The organism is Thalassolituus sp. UBA2009 (genome assembly GCF_002335285.1).
In the GTDB taxonomy this organism is placed as follows: domain Bacteria; phylum Pseudomonadota; class Gammaproteobacteria; order Pseudomonadales; family Oceanobacteraceae; genus Venatoribacter; species Venatoribacter alkanivorans.
In genome coordinates, this window is the sequence record NZ_DDCJ01000118.1 from 17,167 (window position 1) to 31,425 (window position 14,259).

The following is a 14,259-nucleotide window of genomic DNA, read 5'->3' on the forward strand; positions in this document are numbered from 1 at the left end:
CGTGCCGCTTAAAGGAGCCTGAATCATGGCATATCCAGTTGTTTCTATTAACCAACAAAATAACAGCCAGGGCGGCACCAGTGACGTGGAGCGCACGGCGCTTTTTGTCGGCCTGAATGACGAAAATGCAGACAGCGCAGTAACAAGTACCGTAAGCGGTACCCTGCACGCTATCGGGGCAGGTACAAACCTTGATGACATTCTTGGCGCGGCTGACAGTAACCTGAAAGACCAAATTAATGCCGCGCGCAATAACGCCGGCCCTAACTTTACTGCCTGGGTTGTGCCGCTGTATTCGGTGCTGGGTGACGGTGAAGCGGGAACACCGTATGAAAACCCATTTGTAGCGGTTGATTTTGCGATGGAACAACCGAATGACATCACTCCGGAGATGATTGTAGTTACAGACCCGGTAACAGCGGACGATTTAAACGATGTTCAAAGCTCTTGCCTCTTGGCAATTAATGCCTGGAACAAATACATCACCATTCATGCGGCGGTGGCCGGTATCGCTGATCAGAGCTGGTCTGAATACATTGCAGCGATGAAAGCCATCAGCGGCAACGGTGTGTATGACCGTGTTCATCTGGTGCCGCAGCTGCACGGTAATAATCTGGGCGTTGTTATTGGTCGCCTGATGAGTGACAGCGTATCCATTGCTGACAGCCCTATGCGGGTTAAAACCGGCGCTGTTCAGTCGCTGGGCAATGCGCCAAAAGATAACACCGGGGTGGCTTTAAACCTTGAGCATCTGAAAGAACTGGCTGGTGCGCGCTTCAGTGTGCCGTGGTGGTACAACGGAAAAGACGGCATTTACTGGGCAGATCACGTCAGTCTGGATGCGAGTGACGGCGATTTTTCTGTTTACGAAAACCGCCGCGTTATTGATTACGCAACCCGGCGCGTGCGCCTGCTGGCAATTAACAAAGTGGCAGACCGCACGCTTAATGCCAGCGCATCGAGTATTGCTTACCACGAAAGCTACTTTATGCAGCCACTGCAAGACGCAGCTAAGAGCGTAACGCTTGCCGGTGAGCCAACCGCGGGCATGGTGCAGACACCGGCTGATGGCGATATCGCAATCAACTGGCCGAACACAAAAGAAGTGCAGGTGGCTATGCAGGCGGCACCGAAAAACAGCCCGAAAAAAATCACTGTATATATCAGCCTCGACCTGACACGACTGGAGAGCTAAGGCATGAGCACAAACCGTATTAATGGCAAATCGTTTGATATTCGGGTCATGGGCTTAATGCTCCATGTTGAGTCGTTCAATCTGACTATTGAAGACAACAGCACGACGGCAAAAAACAAAGGTGTGCCGGATGGCACGCTGGCCGGTGATGTGGCCGCAAGCGGTGAAATCGAATTGGACATTGCCAATTTTATGATTCTTTCGGCTGCTGCCCGCGCTGCAGGATCGTGGCGGAATATTCCTACTTTTCCGATTGATGCTTACGCCAGTGGTGAAAGTTCACGCGGTGACGAGTTGATGCACGTTCGCGCCCATGGTTGCAAGTTGCGTATCAGTGAGGTTCTGAGTATTGACCCGAACAGCACTGATAAAAGCAAAGTGAAATTGCCGTATGACGTGACCAGTCCGGATTTTGTCTGGATTAACGGCACGCCTTATGTACCAGGTTCTGAATTCGAACTGTTCTGATTTTAAGGGGGAAGTATGTCTGTAAGCGTTCAACAGATTGCGCTGAGTTTGCGCACCACGATTGAAGCGGCCCTGACCCGCTTTAATTTGCCAGATTCTGAAGCGGCGGTTCGTCTGTTGCTGATGATTGCTGCACATGAAAGCGGCGGCTTTATGTATTGCCGTCAGAAAGGTGGCCCAGCGCTGGGGATGTTCCAGATGGAACCGGCAACCTATGAATTTTGCCGTGATTATCTGGCACGGACAGGACGATTTATGGCTGTGCCAATGAATTACCCGGCCAGCCGACTGGTAACGGATTTGGTTCTGGCGGCGGGCATGGCGCGGGTTTATCTGTACACGATACCGGAACCCTTACCGGATGCAGATGACCTGCAGGGTCTGGCTGAATATGCAAAGAAATACTGGAACACAGAAGCCGGTGCCGCAACGGCGGAGCAATACCTGAAAGCATTTAAGCAGTACGTGTGGGGTGATGATCATGAAAGCGATTAAAGCAATTTTGGCCTTTCTGGCCGGTAGTACAGGACTTAGCTGGAAACTGGTGCTTGATGCTATGTCTGCCGTATTAGGGCGTATTGCCTGGCCGATTATTCTGGAACGCTTATTTACCCGCATTGCTGTCGCCACACTGAACAAACTGGCGGCAATGAAGAGCAACCGACTTTCGCAGCAAACCGTTGATGATATTAAAGCCCAGCTGCTGAAAGACGGGCTGAAAAAAGCGGTGGAATAAGGACTGGTTATGGATGCAACAGAACTGCAAAGGCTGGTACGTGAAGCCGCTGAAGCAGGGACGGAAAATGTACTGCTCAGGCTTGGTCTGGATGCGTCCGAACCGCTGAAAGTGCAGAAAGATTTCGCTTATATGCGCCAGCAGCGCGAAACGTCGGAAAAAATTGGCGGTTTTATCCGCTCATCTTTGATCACCATTGCGCTGACCGGACTTGCGTCTGTTTTGGTAATGGGCGTCAAAGAAGCATTGAAATAATTAACTGTGGAGTAAGAGCATGTCTGAACAAACCGGTAAAAAAATTGAGCTGACCATTGGTGAAGACGAACTGCGCTTTAACGTCGGCCTGACGGCATATAACAATTGCCTGAACTCGATGAGTGACAGCAACAAAGTAGCGCCCAGCTTTAACTTTGCGATGGCAACGGTTCACCCGGAAGACAAAGAAAAGCTGATGGTCTGGTTAGACCAGGGACTGGCCACTGATATTGCTGGCCACCTGATGACCGAGTTCCGGCCAAAAGTGCAGATCACCGTAAAGGCATAAGCCGCGCAGCAGAGCGGCTGAAAGAAAATTCACTGGGGCAGGCGCTGGTATTAGCCAGGCTGTTTTTTAAGGATGAAAACCCCAGTGAGCAGACCCTTGCTGATGCTGTGTGGCTCTATGGCGATCTGCTGGAAAACATGAGTAACGCAGTTAAAAACGGAATCGCCAAGGCATTTAAAGAATGAGTTTTCAAGCTCTGGAAAAACTTCAGTTTGTGGTCGGCATGACCGATATGGTCAGCGCACCACTGAAGGGAATTAATAAAAATCTGACAGGCATTAAGAACAATGCCAATGCCGGGTTTGATTCTATCCGGGGCGGTGCCATTGGTCTGGGGGCGTCATTTCTGGGTGTTAAAACCCTGATGCAGCCAGTGTATGACATGCAGGAAGCGGTCGGCGAAGTTCGCAGCCTGAGTGTTGCAGAAAGTGAACTGAAAAAACTGCAGGATGAAGCACTGAATTTCTCGGTGGCTTACGGTGAAAGCGCGGCTGAGTTTGTGCGTTCATCGTATGACATTCAATCGGCTATTGCCGGGTTACGAAATGGCGAACTGGCAAAGTTCACTGAAGCCAGTAACGTGCTGGCTAAAGGCACAAAGGCAGACGCCGGCACGATCACCAATTACATGGGCACCATGTATGGCATTTTCTCTGACCAGGCTGAAGCCATGGGAAAAGCCAAGTGGGTGGAGCAGCTGACCGGACAGACAGCAGCTGCTGTGCAGATGTTTAAAACCACCGGGCAGGAAATGAGCAGCGCCTTTACTTCGGTTGGGGCGAATGCGACCGCTGCAGGTATTGGTCTGTCTGAACAGATGGCCATTCTGGGAACGCTGCAGTCAACCATGAGCGGTAGCGAAGCGGGGACAAAGTACAAAGCGTTTCTGGCTGGTGTTGCCAATGCCCAGGACAAACTGGGTATGAGCTTCACTGACAGCCAGGGCCGTATGCTGCCGATGCTGGATATTCTGAACAAGCTGAAAGGCCGGTTCGGTGACACGCTGGAGGTTGCGGAAAGCAAGCAGCTGAAAGAGGCGTTCGGCAGTGAAGAAGCCGTTGGCCTGATTAATCTGCTGATGAAACAGACCGACGGACTGAGCGCCAGCATTACAAAGCTGGGCCGCATTAAGGGCATGGATAATGCCCGCGATATGGCAAAAGCAATGGTTGACCCGTGGGAGCAGTTCAGGGCGGTTACTGAAGGGCTGCGCATTGCTTTTGGTACAACGCTACTGCCAACCATTAATGACGTGCTGAGCAGCATGACAAGCGGCCTGACCGTGGTAATGGCATGGACAAGGGAATTCCCGCACCTGACCAAGTGGGTGGGCTTGCTGGCGCTGGGAATTATCCTGCTGGGTGGTGCGGTCGGCCTTATGTCGGTGATCTTTGGTATCGGGCGTACTGCACTGGCAGGGTTCGGTATGTTGCTTTTGCCTTTCCGTGCGTTGGTTATGGCTGCGATGTGGGCGGTTAGGGGATACAGCCTGCAGCACATCATTCTGGCAACCGTATTCAAGTTGGGTTCTGTTGCTGCTTTTGCTTTTTCAAAAGCAATGATGGCGCTGAACTTTATTCTGAAGGCAGTTAGAGCTGCGATGATTTTTATCACCAGCCCGGTTGGGATTTTAATCGCGGCCATTGCTTACGGAATTTATAAGCTGGGCGAATATTTTGGATGGTGGGACAAGCTGAAGAACCTGCTTAACAGCACTAAGTGGGGACAGGCGCTGATGGCATTCCTTGACAAGGTTTTTGAAAAACTGGGTCAGGCTTGGGAGTGGGCAAAAGACCTGTTCGGCTTGAATGATGAAGTCTCAGTTGTTCCAAAGTATGCGCAGCCAATGCCGGATATGGACATTCATCCGGATATAAAAATGCCTGAATTGCCAGAGCTTGGCGCCTCTGCTGCAGTCAACTCTGTGGCGCTGCCTGACCTGAAGGGATCGTTGGCACTGGATGCAGTGAAAATGCCGGATTTGAGTAGTTCACTGGCCATTGATGCTGTGAAGGTGCCAGAACTGAGCACATCGCTGGCCATTGAGGCGGTGAAAATTCCAGAACTGAGCGGTTCTATGGCCGTTGCTGCTGTGAAAGTACCAGAGCTGAGCACATCGCTTGCCTTTGATGCTGTGAAAATTCCAGAGCTGAGCACATCGCTGGCCATTGATGCTGTGAAGGTGCCAGAACTGAGCAGTTCTATGGCAATTAATGCTGTAAATATTCCAGAGCTGAGTGCATCTCTGGGAATTACTGATATTGATGAACCAAAGATTGATTATCTGTCAGCGAATAAAGCCAGTGTGCCAGGGCCAACGGCCAGAGAAAGTGTTACCCAGATGATGAAAGGAACAGAAGGCTCTAAAACCAATTACTTTGGTGGTTTCACTTTCAATATTGATCAGTTAATGACACCTGAACAGCTTGAAAGCTACGCATTCAGGAGTGGCGGTTGATATGAGTACTTATATTGATCTTCTGATTGAAAACGATGACATAGCAACGGATGAAGCCGGACAGCCGCTGTTTATTACTGATCGTGACGTTATTGCTCAAGATATTAATCACGCTATCCGTGAAAGCGGGTTGCTGTCTGATTTAATTGGTGAACGGAATCTGCAGCGGCGGGCAATGATTCGAAAAAAGCTGCGAACAGTTGTAGAGAGTGATAGCCGGGTAACACCAGGCACAAGTTCAGTCACTGAAGCAATGAACAGCACGAAAAAAATTCATCTGGTAATTACTGCCGAAACAGAGTTCGGGTTGATTACGATAGGGGCAAGCTGATGGCTGATATTGAACGGGCGTCACTCGATAGCACGCAACAGTATTTTTATGATCAGGCAAAGAATGCCGGGTTGCCGGTCACCAAAGCTGATATAGAAACCGAGTTTCAGGATAAGGCTGATGCTGCTGGTCTGAAATTTAACAATGACAGCAAGTTTTCACCGTTCTGGAAGTTCTTACGGTCAGTTGCCGTTTCTCCGTTTCAACAGCTTATTGCCTTTGTGATTACTGGTGTTATGCCGAATCTGTTTTTGAAAACGGCGTCAAAATCTTATTTGGATATGATCGGTTGGAGCCGTGACATAGAACGGAAAAAGAGGCAGGCGCTGACCGGGTTTATTCAATTTAACCGGGATAGCACAGGTTCCAGCTTATCGGTTAAAGCCGGTACTTTGATTAAAACAGCCGCTATTAACGGCAAGGTTTATCGAGTAGTCACAACGGAAGAAGGAATTTTTACCGGGGCAGATTCGAGCATTAACATTCCTGTGAAGGCCGAAAACCCCGGCGCTGAGTACAACCTTGCGGCGGGTTACTTCTCGTCTCTGGTTACCCCTATTACCGGAATAACCAGTGTAACGAATACAGAGAACTGGATTGCAACACCGGGAACGGATGATGAAGAGGATGACGACTACCGCGAACGGATCAGGGCGCGCTTTCCGTCGGTGTCAGACTGGCATGTAACAGCGGTTTATAAGTCGATCATTGCGGAACAGATCGGCATTGAGTACAGCAAGATTTATATCGAATACAACACCGCGCCGCGTGGTGCAGGCAGTGCAGATGCTTTAGTGGTTTTTGATGATGGCGTATCGAGCAGTGATTACCTGAATAAAGTGAATGCGTATATTACTGACCAGGGCTATCACGGTCTGGGTGATGATCTTCGGGTTAAGGCATTTCCAGAGACGCAGCACAATATTGTAGCCGCTCTTTATGCGATGACGGGTACCAGTGCTGCTGATATGGCCGCTGCTGCAGATAAGGCTGAACAGATTATACGCTGTGCATTTCGTCAGAATTCAGCATATGACATTAAAAAGACCTGGTATTACAAGCGCTTTTCTATGTCAAATCTGGCTTCAGAAATTATGGATCGGATTCCGGTATTAACGTCAGTTGAATTTAATACTGGCGATATTGTCAGCGAGGCAAATATTCCGCGACTGCAAACGCTGACGGTATCCATTACTGAGGATGCAGCCTGATGGATAAAATCAGCCTGGTGTTCTGGCAGAAAGGAACAAAGGAAAAATCAGATGCGCAGGGTTTTGCCAGCTTTCTGGATGAATGGTGGCAGCAATGCAGGGAATGGCTTGCGTGGCCTCTTAAAGCGCTTAACCCGGAAAACGCGCCTTTGTTTATGGTCGATCTTCTGGCCTATGAGCGTGATGTGCAGCGGTATAGCGGCGAGCCAGAGAGCCTGTACCGGTTACGGGTGAAAACGGCTTACGCCAATGCGAAGGATGCAGGAACTAAGGCAGGGTTAGAGCGAATCTGGGCGCGGCTTGGGCTTGGGTATATCGAGATCAGCGAACGGGAAGACGCGGAAAACTGGGATATTGTCCGGATTAACGTGACGGAAAGCGTTATTTCAGAGAAACCGGAACTGCTGAAAATCATTGTTGAAAAGTATGGCCGCACTTGTCGCCGCTATGAATATACAACTGTAGCCAATATTGACTTAAACATTATGTCCGCAAGCGTTGAACACTTCACCGATAACATGACGGCAAGACTGGAGCTTTAACCATGGCTGTTATTACACATGCAGGGGAAACCCTGATCAGGAATAAAATTCAGGCAGCGGAAGCACTGAATATTGATTCGGTGGTATTCGCGTACATTCCGGGTCTGGATCACACCGAAACACCGGACAGAGCACAAGGAATGCCGGTGCTTCTGGAGACACTGCCCGTTACCAGTACTGCAAACGTGAATTCAGACACCATTGTTTATTCAGTCACTATGCCATCGTCGCTGGGTACCTGGACATTTAACTGGATGGGGCTTTATACGTCTGCAGATGACACGCTGGTTGCAATTGCTTATCTGCCGGATCAGGAAAAGCGTGCAACGGTTGGTGACAGCATTGGTAACGTGCTGACAAAGAACTTTGCAATTGAGTTTAACGGTGCTGCTGATGTTACTGGTATTACGATAGCGGCAGAAAGCTGGCAGCTTGATTACACCGGGCGGCTGCGTTCAATGGATGATATTCAGCGCAATGCGATGAAGGCTGTATTCGGTAATGCAGCGTTTGAAGGCAATGCGTTTAAGGTTGTGTATTCGGGGGGCGCTTATCGGATTTCAGCAGGGGCTGCCGTGGTCGGTGGCCTTGAAACCGTGCTGTCTGAAGAGCTGATCGTGACAACAGGCACACTGCCGCAAACTGTTTGGTTGGATGTTTATCAGCAACGAACAATGGCAGGCGTTGAAAATGTATGTGACGTGATTCTGAATGATGGCGCCCTGTTACCTGATTATATGGACGGCGATATGACCCACACTTTAGTAAAGGTGGGGGTCATTAATTCAACGTCTAATATTGCTGATCATCGTGGCATTGTTGTTGACAGCCTTTCACGGTTTTCTATGGCAACGCCAACCAGCCGGGGATTGGTGCTGCTTGCTGATGCAGTGGAAGCGTTAGCCTATGAAAACTCCGAAAAAGTACTTACGCCGGCCACCCTGGGGGCTGCGGCCAAAAGCACAAATGCTGCCGGAAAAATTGTTAAGCGGGATGCGTCCGGAAATTTCAGCGCGGGAACCATCACTGCGGCTTTGAACGGTAACGCAGCAACGGCGAGCAAACTTGCAACCGCGCGCACCATTGGCGGCGTGACGTTTGATGGCTCGGCCAGTATTGATCTGCCAGGTGTTAATAAACCTGGTAATCAGAGCACCACCGGTAATGCAGCAACCGCCACAAAACTGGCAACAGCGCGCACCATTGGTGGCGTGACGTTCGATGGTTCGGCCAGTATTAATTTGCCGGGTGTTAATGCCCCAGGTAACCAGAGCACAACGGGCAATGCAGCGACAGCCACAAAACTGGCGACAGCGCGGACTATTGGCGGCGTGCTGTTTGATGGCTCGGTCAATATTAATCTGCCAGGTGTTAATGCACCCGGTAATCAGAGCACTACAGGTAACGCAGCAACAGCAACAACTGCGAATGAGGCAGTAAAGCTAAAAACTGCGCGGACTATTGGCGGCGTGCTGTTTGATGGTTCGGCCAGTATTAATTTGCCGGGTGTTAATGCCCCAGGTAACCAGAGCACAACGGGCAATGCAGCAACAGCCACAAAACTGGCGACAGCGCGGACTATTGGCGGCGTGCTGTTTGATGGATCGGCCAATATTAATCTGCCAGGTGTTAATGCACCCGGTAATCAGAGCACTACCGGTAACGCAGCAACAGCAACAACTGCGAATGAGGCAGTAAAGCTAAAAACTGCGCGGACTATTGGTGGCGTGCTGTTTGATGGCTCGGCCAGTATTAATTTGCCGGGTGTTAATACGACCGGTAATCAGAGCACCACGGGAAATGCTGCAACGGCAACAACTGCGGATAACGCAATAAAGCTGAAATACGCTCGGACTATTGGTGGCGTGCCGTTTGATGGTTCAGCCAATATTAATTTGCCAGGTGTTAATGCACCCGGTAATCAGAGCACTACAGGTAATGCAGCAACGGCCACGAAACTGCAGACGGCAAGAACTTTCACTATCGGAAGTAAAAGTACGTCGTTCGATGGCTCTGCAAATGTGTCATTGACTCTGGCTGAAATCGGAGCCGCACCAGATGCTCATAGCCACGACGCAGTAACAATTTCGTCTATTTCGCCAACGGTTGCGGGCTCGGCAATCTCTGGTATCACCGCAGGTGCAAAGGGCGCGCATGTTTATGCCAGGCACGCAACTGTAAACACGGCTTCTATTACGTATGGCGCAAATTATTCCGGCGCCAGCCTGTATACGTCAGGGGTTTCTGTTTTTATTAGCAGTGACCAAAACCAAGCGGGTGTTGGAACCGGTGGTCAACTATCTGGAACATGGCAGGCTAGAGGAAGCTGTGCGGCTATGGGCGGATCGCGTTATCCATCGACGTTATTTGTGAGGATTGATTAATGAATACTTTATGTAAAAACCCAAAATACAACGCTAATGGCAGTATCGATGTTGAGGTAAACCACCCGGTTTATGGCTGGATTCCATTCACAGCCTCACCAACCGATACGGAATCACACGGACTTTTAATTTATCAGGCGGCGGTATCAGGGGCTTATGGTGATGTCGCGCCTTATATTAAAAGTCAGGAAGAAATTATTTTTGAAGTTCTGGCAGAGCGTGACAGCCGGATTTATGCCATTGATCAGGTTGCCATGAATCCTATTCGCTGGGGCACGTTAACCGATGAAGAAAAGGCCGCAATGTCTGAAGCCCGCGAAAGCCTACTTGCTATTGAACAGCAGGCAGGATTTCCGGAAAACGTCATCTGGCCGGATATGCCGGCCGGCCTCTGATCAAGATTAATGGTGTCTTATGTGGCGTTCGGCTGTTAGATCATCACCGTTATGGGCTTCTGACTCTGCCACTTTAGCGAGTCAGAGCGGCGCGCTTTCTGCGGTCGCTCTGCCTGAAAATATTGCTGAATCAGGCAGCCTGCAGAGCAGTATTGATATAAGCGCCAGAGCAGAATTAAACGCATACCGTCAGACGATGGACGCTATCTGCATTACGCCATGGAATGCCGGAATTCCTGACCGCTCTGCGCTGTCGATGGCGTCAACGCTGACGCCAGAAACTGCGCAGAATATTCTGGCTGATCATGCAGCGGGCTTTGATGCCGTGCTGGCATTTTTAGTACCTGCTGACAATGCAGTGCAGTTGGCCAATGGTCTGCGGGTGCTGAATTCTGCAGTGCCTTCTGCATCTTTACAGCAGGCGCTGCGTCATGCTGAGGCACTGATTAATCACGATAAACACAAAATATTTGTCAATCAGGATGATTCGAATCTGGCATGTGAAACCAATGGTCAGATGACTGGGCCAGGTAATCAGTTGAATGATGTCAGCATGGTTTTGTCATTGGGGGAATCCGTTGCGGGAGATACTGACCCGGTTGCGATACTGCAGGGCTTTTTGTCCGCAAGAAGCAGCAGGCACCAGGAACAGGCTGCAGCGATGGCTGCACATGGTGGCCCTGTTGATTGGGCGCTGTATTTAGCCGGTGATATACCGGCACAGCTTGAATCTGTGACTGTTCCTTCTCCTGAGGCGCCGCTGTGCGTGTTATTCGCTTATATGGGCAGCGCGGGTGCTTTGGCGCCTTTAAAAGCAGAGGTTGGCTTATGATTTTGGAAAGAGACGGGAAGACGACAGAAATTAAGCTGAAGGACTTGGCCACGTCGTTAAAGCTGCCGATTAAAACTCAGGACGCCAGCGGTAACAGCAGCGCTACAACGAAACTGAACACAGGGACAAAGGCAAAACAGATTAGTATTAGTGGCCGGATTGGTTTTAAAGATGCTGGTGATTTAACAGAACTGATTAAATTAGCCGAAGCGCTGGAAGATGACGGCAGCAGAGCGGTGTATACCATCGTGGATGAAACCGCAGACGCAGCCGATATTACCCGCGTTATTTTTGATGGCGATCTGGATGCGCGGAAGGTTCCGGATTTGCTGGCGTGGGCTGTTACCTTTTCATTCTCCGAATATTTGAGTACTGCGGAACGGGCAGAGGCAATCCGTAAGGCAGGAGCTGCTACCGTGGTAACAGATAGCATTTCTGGCGAAGAAGTATCCGGCAGTTCCGAATCTGATTCTTCGATAGATAAAGACGGATTTGTTTATAAAGCGCTGAAGAAAGTAGAAGGCTTTTTAAGTGGGTTTGATTCCTGATGCGTATCGACCACCGGTTAAAAATTAATGGCGAAACGGCAGAGCGCATAAATCACATGGTAAGGCTTGAGGTGACGACACCGGGCCGGGGGATCATCACTGCGAAACTGAATTCTGTGCCTGCCGTAGGACAGGGCGTGGAGCTTGAATCTGTTCTGAATGATTCAGGCTGGCGGCCTCTGCTTTGGGGTTTTATTGAGCGCGTTTCTCAGATTAATAACGATGTATGGCAGTTAGCTGTGCGCGAATTATCCGCGCTGGCTAACCGTCGAACTCCGCTTAATCTGAGACATTGCTTGCCTGCGGATGTGTTGGCAGAAATCGGTACTCAGACCGGCCTGACGTTTGTCTTACCAGATCAGCCCTGGACAAAGCAGCAGATGCCGCGCTTTCAGCATATCGGCGGTGGTTATGGTGCGCTGGATAACATTCTGAGGGTGTGGCAGGTAACGTCCGGAATCTGGAGTCAGCAACCGGACGGACGCGTTTATATTGGCGAGCGTGCGCAGAGTCTGCAGGGCAGCAAAACTATAAAACTAGACCCGGCAATATTTTCAGGATTAACAGCGACCGGCGGCACTATTCCGCTGCTCCCGATACTGCGCCCAGGTGCAAGTATTCAGGTCGGAGAGGGCAGCACACAGGTACTGCATAGCATTGATATTACAGACGATAAAATGCGCCTGCAGTGGCAACCCACGTTAAGCAGCAGTTATATCAGGGCGATTGCATGAGCGATGATTTACGGCGTCAGATAGTGCGCCAATTCCCCGAGCTGGCAGCCGGTTATCACTTGCCGGTGATGGCAGAGGTAACGGCAATTCCTGATGCACCGCAGACCGGCGGTGTCAGCGATAATTACCGCCCACGTCTGGCCGTTGATGTGCAGCTGTTAAACAGCAGTTACCAGGAAACAGGAATCAAACTGGATGCGGTGCCGGTGGGTATTGTTGGTGGTGGCGATGAGCGCGGATTTTTTGCGCTGCCGAAAAAAGGAACCATCGTGGAACTGGCGTGGCTGAACGGATCACCGGAACGGCCTTTTGTGCGTAGCATCCTGGGCGAACGTCAGGCGCTGCCATACATGGATGCGGCAGACATGGTGTGGCAACAGTCGCAAGCAGCGCGGCAGTCTGTTGATAAGGCAGGCAACTGGATCAGGGAAACAGACCAGAAAATAACAGACAGCTGTCATACGCTGGATCAGGTTATTCAGGAAGTCATCCGCACAATTGGTACCGAAGCAAGCCGGGTGCTGGGACACAGCCATGAGGATATTACCGGCACAAAAACAGTAGAGGCTGCAGCAATCCGTTTGCTGGCTGAAACGGTTGTGAATATTCTGACGGCAGGAAATATCAATCAGGTGGCCGGTGCTAATATCACGCAGAGCGCAACAGCAGAGCTGCGTCAGGCTGCATTAAAGATCATCGCAAAAGCAGGGGCTGATATTACGGCGGAAGCCGGGGGAAGTATCACACACCAGGCTGCGGTAAATTTCAGCGCGAAAGCAGCAAAGGTTCATATCGGGCCAGACGGCAATAACCTGCTGAAACTGATCAGTGACACCATGGCCCAGGTATCAATAGCAATGCAGCAAATAGCGCTGCTCACAGTTACATGCACAGCTCCGGGCAGTGCATCGTCTGTACCAGCAAATGCTGCTGCATTTGCCGCTGTGAAGGCCAGCGTGGACAGCTTGAAAACAACACTGGACAGCATCACGCTGTAACAAGAAAACTATCCGCACACCAGCCCGCCGGTAAGCACATTACCCGCGGGCTTTTTTATTGTTCAAAATCCGGAACAAAAAAACACGCAAGCGGGCAGCCCAGCCAGCTACGGCGCGCCTTCCGAATATTTTCCCCTGATGAGATACCGGCCAGCCCAGTAACCACGAGTAAAAAACCTTCCAGCGAAAAAAAGCACTCCTCCTCACCACACCTGCGGGCCTTTCTCAGCGAATTTGTGCGGTTTTATTGTGTGTGCAAATGAAACAAAAGCCGCGCCAGCACTGGGCCTGATAGAGGGAATGGTCAATTGCACGAAGTGCGGAAAAGTGCAAAGCAGTGCGGATGCTGGAAAAGAGGGACGCGAAGAACGTCAGGGAATACGTGGGGTTCCGGTCAGTTTAGCGAATTGCACAAAAGTGCGGGTAAGAGTGGAGAAGTCGGGAAAAGTTGACATGAAAGTTGACATTTTTGCGCGAGAAAAACGTATTTGACATGCTGTTGACATGAGGCACCTTGAAAGAGGTGTAGTGCCTATGTCATTGATTTTAAAGGGAAAAATGGTGGGCCTTCCCGGGCTCGAACCGGGGACCTGGCGATTATGAGTCGCATGCTCTAACCAACTGAGCTAAAGGCCCTTGTGCGCTATCCGCTGCTTGTCTGCAGCAAATCCGGCAGTGGCTGCAGTCCTGCAGCTTTGAAAAGAGGCTGCATTATAAGCAGCTCTCAGTGTGAGTGCCACCTCTTTGATTTGCATAAGAAAAGTGTCGGGTGAGGCCACTGCTTGCCGGTTCTGGCCGGGTTGTTGTATTGATTGTTGTATCGATTGCTGTGCCGGCGGTTGTGTTGGTTGCTGTAGCCGCCGTCTGGCTTACAGCCAGATCA

Annotated in this window: 17 protein-coding genes and 1 tRNA gene; 17 read left to right on the forward strand and 1 reads right to left on the reverse strand. The window is 50.4% G+C overall.

Translation table 11 applies throughout. The features are described from left to right. The first annotated feature begins 25 nt into the window (after positions 1–25). From B3P58_RS14765 to B3P58_RS14840, 17 genes are all read left to right on the forward strand, one after another. Positions 26–1,195, forward strand: a complete 1,170-nt coding sequence (locus B3P58_RS14765; RefSeq protein ID WP_286718688.1) for a DUF2586 domain-containing protein — start codon at positions 26–28, stop codon at positions 1,193–1,195. 3 nt (positions 1,196–1,198) lie between these two features. After that, positions 1,199–1,663 carry a phage protein gene (locus B3P58_RS14770; protein WP_286718691.1) on the forward strand — a complete coding sequence of 155 codons (465 nt, stop codon included), beginning with the start codon at positions 1,199–1,201 and terminating at the stop codon, positions 1,661–1,663. A gap of 15 nt (positions 1,664–1,678) precedes the next feature. After that, a complete protein-coding gene (locus tag B3P58_RS14775) occupies positions 1,679–2,158 on the forward strand; it encodes a hypothetical protein (protein WP_286718693.1) in 480 nt (159 codons plus the stop codon). After that, positions 2,145–2,399 carry a hypothetical protein gene (locus B3P58_RS14780; RefSeq protein WP_286718695.1) on the forward strand — a complete coding sequence of 85 codons (255 nt, stop codon included), beginning with the start codon at positions 2,145–2,147 and terminating at the stop codon, positions 2,397–2,399. Before B3P58_RS14775 ends, B3P58_RS14780 begins: the two co-directional genes overlap by 14 nt. A gap of 9 nt (positions 2,400–2,408) precedes the next feature. Next, positions 2,409–2,654: a hypothetical protein gene (locus tag B3P58_RS14785; RefSeq protein ID WP_286718698.1), complete on the forward strand. Its 246-nt coding sequence runs from the start codon at positions 2,409–2,411 to the stop codon at positions 2,652–2,654. A gap of 19 nt (positions 2,655–2,673) precedes the next feature. Then, a complete protein-coding gene (locus B3P58_RS14790) occupies positions 2,674–2,943 on the forward strand; it encodes a putative phage tail assembly chaperone (RefSeq protein ID WP_286718701.1) in 270 nt (89 codons plus the stop codon). Positions 2,944–3,002: 59 nt separating this feature from the next. Continuing rightward, positions 3,003–3,128, forward strand: a complete 126-nt coding sequence (locus tag B3P58_RS20795; protein ID WP_414716580.1) for a DUF6890 family protein — start codon at positions 3,003–3,005, stop codon at positions 3,126–3,128. Next, on the forward strand, positions 3,125–5,401 hold the full coding sequence (locus B3P58_RS14795) for a phage tail tape measure protein (protein WP_286718704.1): 2,277 nt from the start codon (positions 3,125–3,127) through the stop codon (positions 5,399–5,401). The genes B3P58_RS20795 and B3P58_RS14795 overlap by 4 nt, the downstream gene beginning before the upstream one ends. 1 nt (position 5,402) lies before the next feature. After that, a complete protein-coding gene (locus B3P58_RS14800; protein ID WP_286718707.1) occupies positions 5,403–5,732 on the forward strand; it encodes a DUF2590 family protein in 330 nt (109 codons plus the stop codon). After that, positions 5,732–6,943 carry a baseplate J/gp47 family protein gene (locus B3P58_RS14805; RefSeq protein ID WP_286718709.1) on the forward strand — a complete coding sequence of 404 codons (1,212 nt, stop codon included), beginning with the start codon at positions 5,732–5,734 and terminating at the stop codon, positions 6,941–6,943. Before B3P58_RS14800 ends, B3P58_RS14805 begins: the two co-directional genes overlap by 1 nt. Next, on the forward strand, positions 6,943–7,485 hold the full coding sequence (locus B3P58_RS14810) for a phage tail protein (RefSeq protein ID WP_286718711.1): 543 nt from the start codon (positions 6,943–6,945) through the stop codon (positions 7,483–7,485). Before B3P58_RS14805 ends, B3P58_RS14810 begins: the two co-directional genes overlap by 1 nt. Positions 7,486–7,487: 2 nt before the next feature. Continuing rightward, positions 7,488–9,869: a phage tail protein gene (locus B3P58_RS14815; RefSeq protein ID WP_286718714.1), complete on the forward strand. Its 2,382-nt coding sequence runs from the start codon at positions 7,488–7,490 to the stop codon at positions 9,867–9,869. After that, positions 9,869–10,264 (forward strand): phage tail assembly chaperone, encoded by a 396-nt coding sequence (locus B3P58_RS14820; protein ID WP_286718716.1) that lies wholly within the window; start codon positions 9,869–9,871, stop codon positions 10,262–10,264. Before B3P58_RS14815 ends, B3P58_RS14820 begins: the two co-directional genes overlap by 1 nt. A 19-nt stretch (positions 10,265–10,283) precedes the next feature. Further along, positions 10,284–11,096 (forward strand): hypothetical protein, encoded by an 813-nt coding sequence (locus tag B3P58_RS14825; protein WP_286718718.1) that lies wholly within the window; start codon positions 10,284–10,286, stop codon positions 11,094–11,096. Then, complete coding sequence (locus tag B3P58_RS14830) at positions 11,093–11,644, forward strand: hypothetical protein (protein ID WP_286718719.1); 552 nt, start codon at positions 11,093–11,095, stop codon at positions 11,642–11,644. Before B3P58_RS14825 ends, B3P58_RS14830 begins: the two co-directional genes overlap by 4 nt. Positions 11,645–11,781: 137 nt before the next feature. Next, complete coding sequence (locus tag B3P58_RS14835; protein ID WP_286718721.1) at positions 11,782–12,378, forward strand: hypothetical protein; 597 nt, start codon at positions 11,782–11,784, stop codon at positions 12,376–12,378. After that, positions 12,375–13,376 carry a hypothetical protein gene (locus B3P58_RS14840; RefSeq protein WP_286718722.1) on the forward strand — a complete coding sequence of 334 codons (1,002 nt, stop codon included), beginning with the start codon at positions 12,375–12,377 and terminating at the stop codon, positions 13,374–13,376. Before B3P58_RS14835 ends, B3P58_RS14840 begins: the two co-directional genes overlap by 4 nt. A gap of 559 nt (positions 13,377–13,935) precedes the next feature. On the opposite strand, the gene B3P58_RS14845 is transcribed toward B3P58_RS14840, so the two are convergent. Next, positions 13,936–14,012: transfer RNA gene (locus B3P58_RS14845), tRNA-Ile, on the reverse strand. Positions 14,013–14,259: the final 247 nt, after the last annotated feature.

What these genes read in the sequence shown, in the direction of transcription:
- B3P58_RS14820 (WP_286718716.1), top strand. Translation starts at nt 9,869, where the DNA reads ATGAATACTTTATGTAAAAACCCAAAATACAACGCTAATGGCAGTATC.
- B3P58_RS14790 (WP_286718701.1), top strand. Translation starts at nt 2,674, where the DNA reads ATGTCTGAACAAACCGGTAAAAAAATTGAGCTGACCATTGGTGAAGAC.
- B3P58_RS14830 (WP_286718719.1), top strand. Translation starts at nt 11,093, where the DNA reads ATGATTTTGGAAAGAGACGGGAAGACGACAGAAATTAAGCTGAAGGAC.
- B3P58_RS14795 (WP_286718704.1), top strand. Translation starts at nt 3,125, where the DNA reads ATGAGTTTTCAAGCTCTGGAAAAACTTCAGTTTGTGGTCGGCATGACC.
- B3P58_RS14785 (WP_286718698.1), top strand. Translation starts at nt 2,409, where the DNA reads ATGGATGCAACAGAACTGCAAAGGCTGGTACGTGAAGCCGCTGAAGCA.
- B3P58_RS14775 (WP_286718693.1), top strand. Translation starts at nt 1,679, where the DNA reads ATGTCTGTAAGCGTTCAACAGATTGCGCTGAGTTTGCGCACCACGATT.
- B3P58_RS14770 (WP_286718691.1), top strand. Translation starts at nt 1,199, where the DNA reads ATGAGCACAAACCGTATTAATGGCAAATCGTTTGATATTCGGGTCATG.
- B3P58_RS14810 (WP_286718711.1), top strand. Translation starts at nt 6,943, where the DNA reads ATGGATAAAATCAGCCTGGTGTTCTGGCAGAAAGGAACAAAGGAAAAA.
- B3P58_RS14805 (WP_286718709.1), top strand. Translation starts at nt 5,732, where the DNA reads ATGGCTGATATTGAACGGGCGTCACTCGATAGCACGCAACAGTATTTT.
- B3P58_RS14815 (WP_286718714.1), top strand. Translation starts at nt 7,488, where the DNA reads ATGGCTGTTATTACACATGCAGGGGAAACCCTGATCAGGAATAAAATT.
- B3P58_RS14800 (WP_286718707.1), top strand. Translation starts at nt 5,403, where the DNA reads ATGAGTACTTATATTGATCTTCTGATTGAAAACGATGACATAGCAACG.
- B3P58_RS14840 (WP_286718722.1), top strand. Translation starts at nt 12,375, where the DNA reads ATGAGCGATGATTTACGGCGTCAGATAGTGCGCCAATTCCCCGAGCTG.
- B3P58_RS14765 (WP_286718688.1), top strand. Translation starts at nt 26, where the DNA reads ATGGCATATCCAGTTGTTTCTATTAACCAACAAAATAACAGCCAGGGC.
- B3P58_RS14780 (WP_286718695.1), top strand. Translation starts at nt 2,145, where the DNA reads ATGAAAGCGATTAAAGCAATTTTGGCCTTTCTGGCCGGTAGTACAGGA.
- B3P58_RS14825 (WP_286718718.1), top strand. Translation starts at nt 10,284, where the DNA reads ATGTGGCGTTCGGCTGTTAGATCATCACCGTTATGGGCTTCTGACTCT.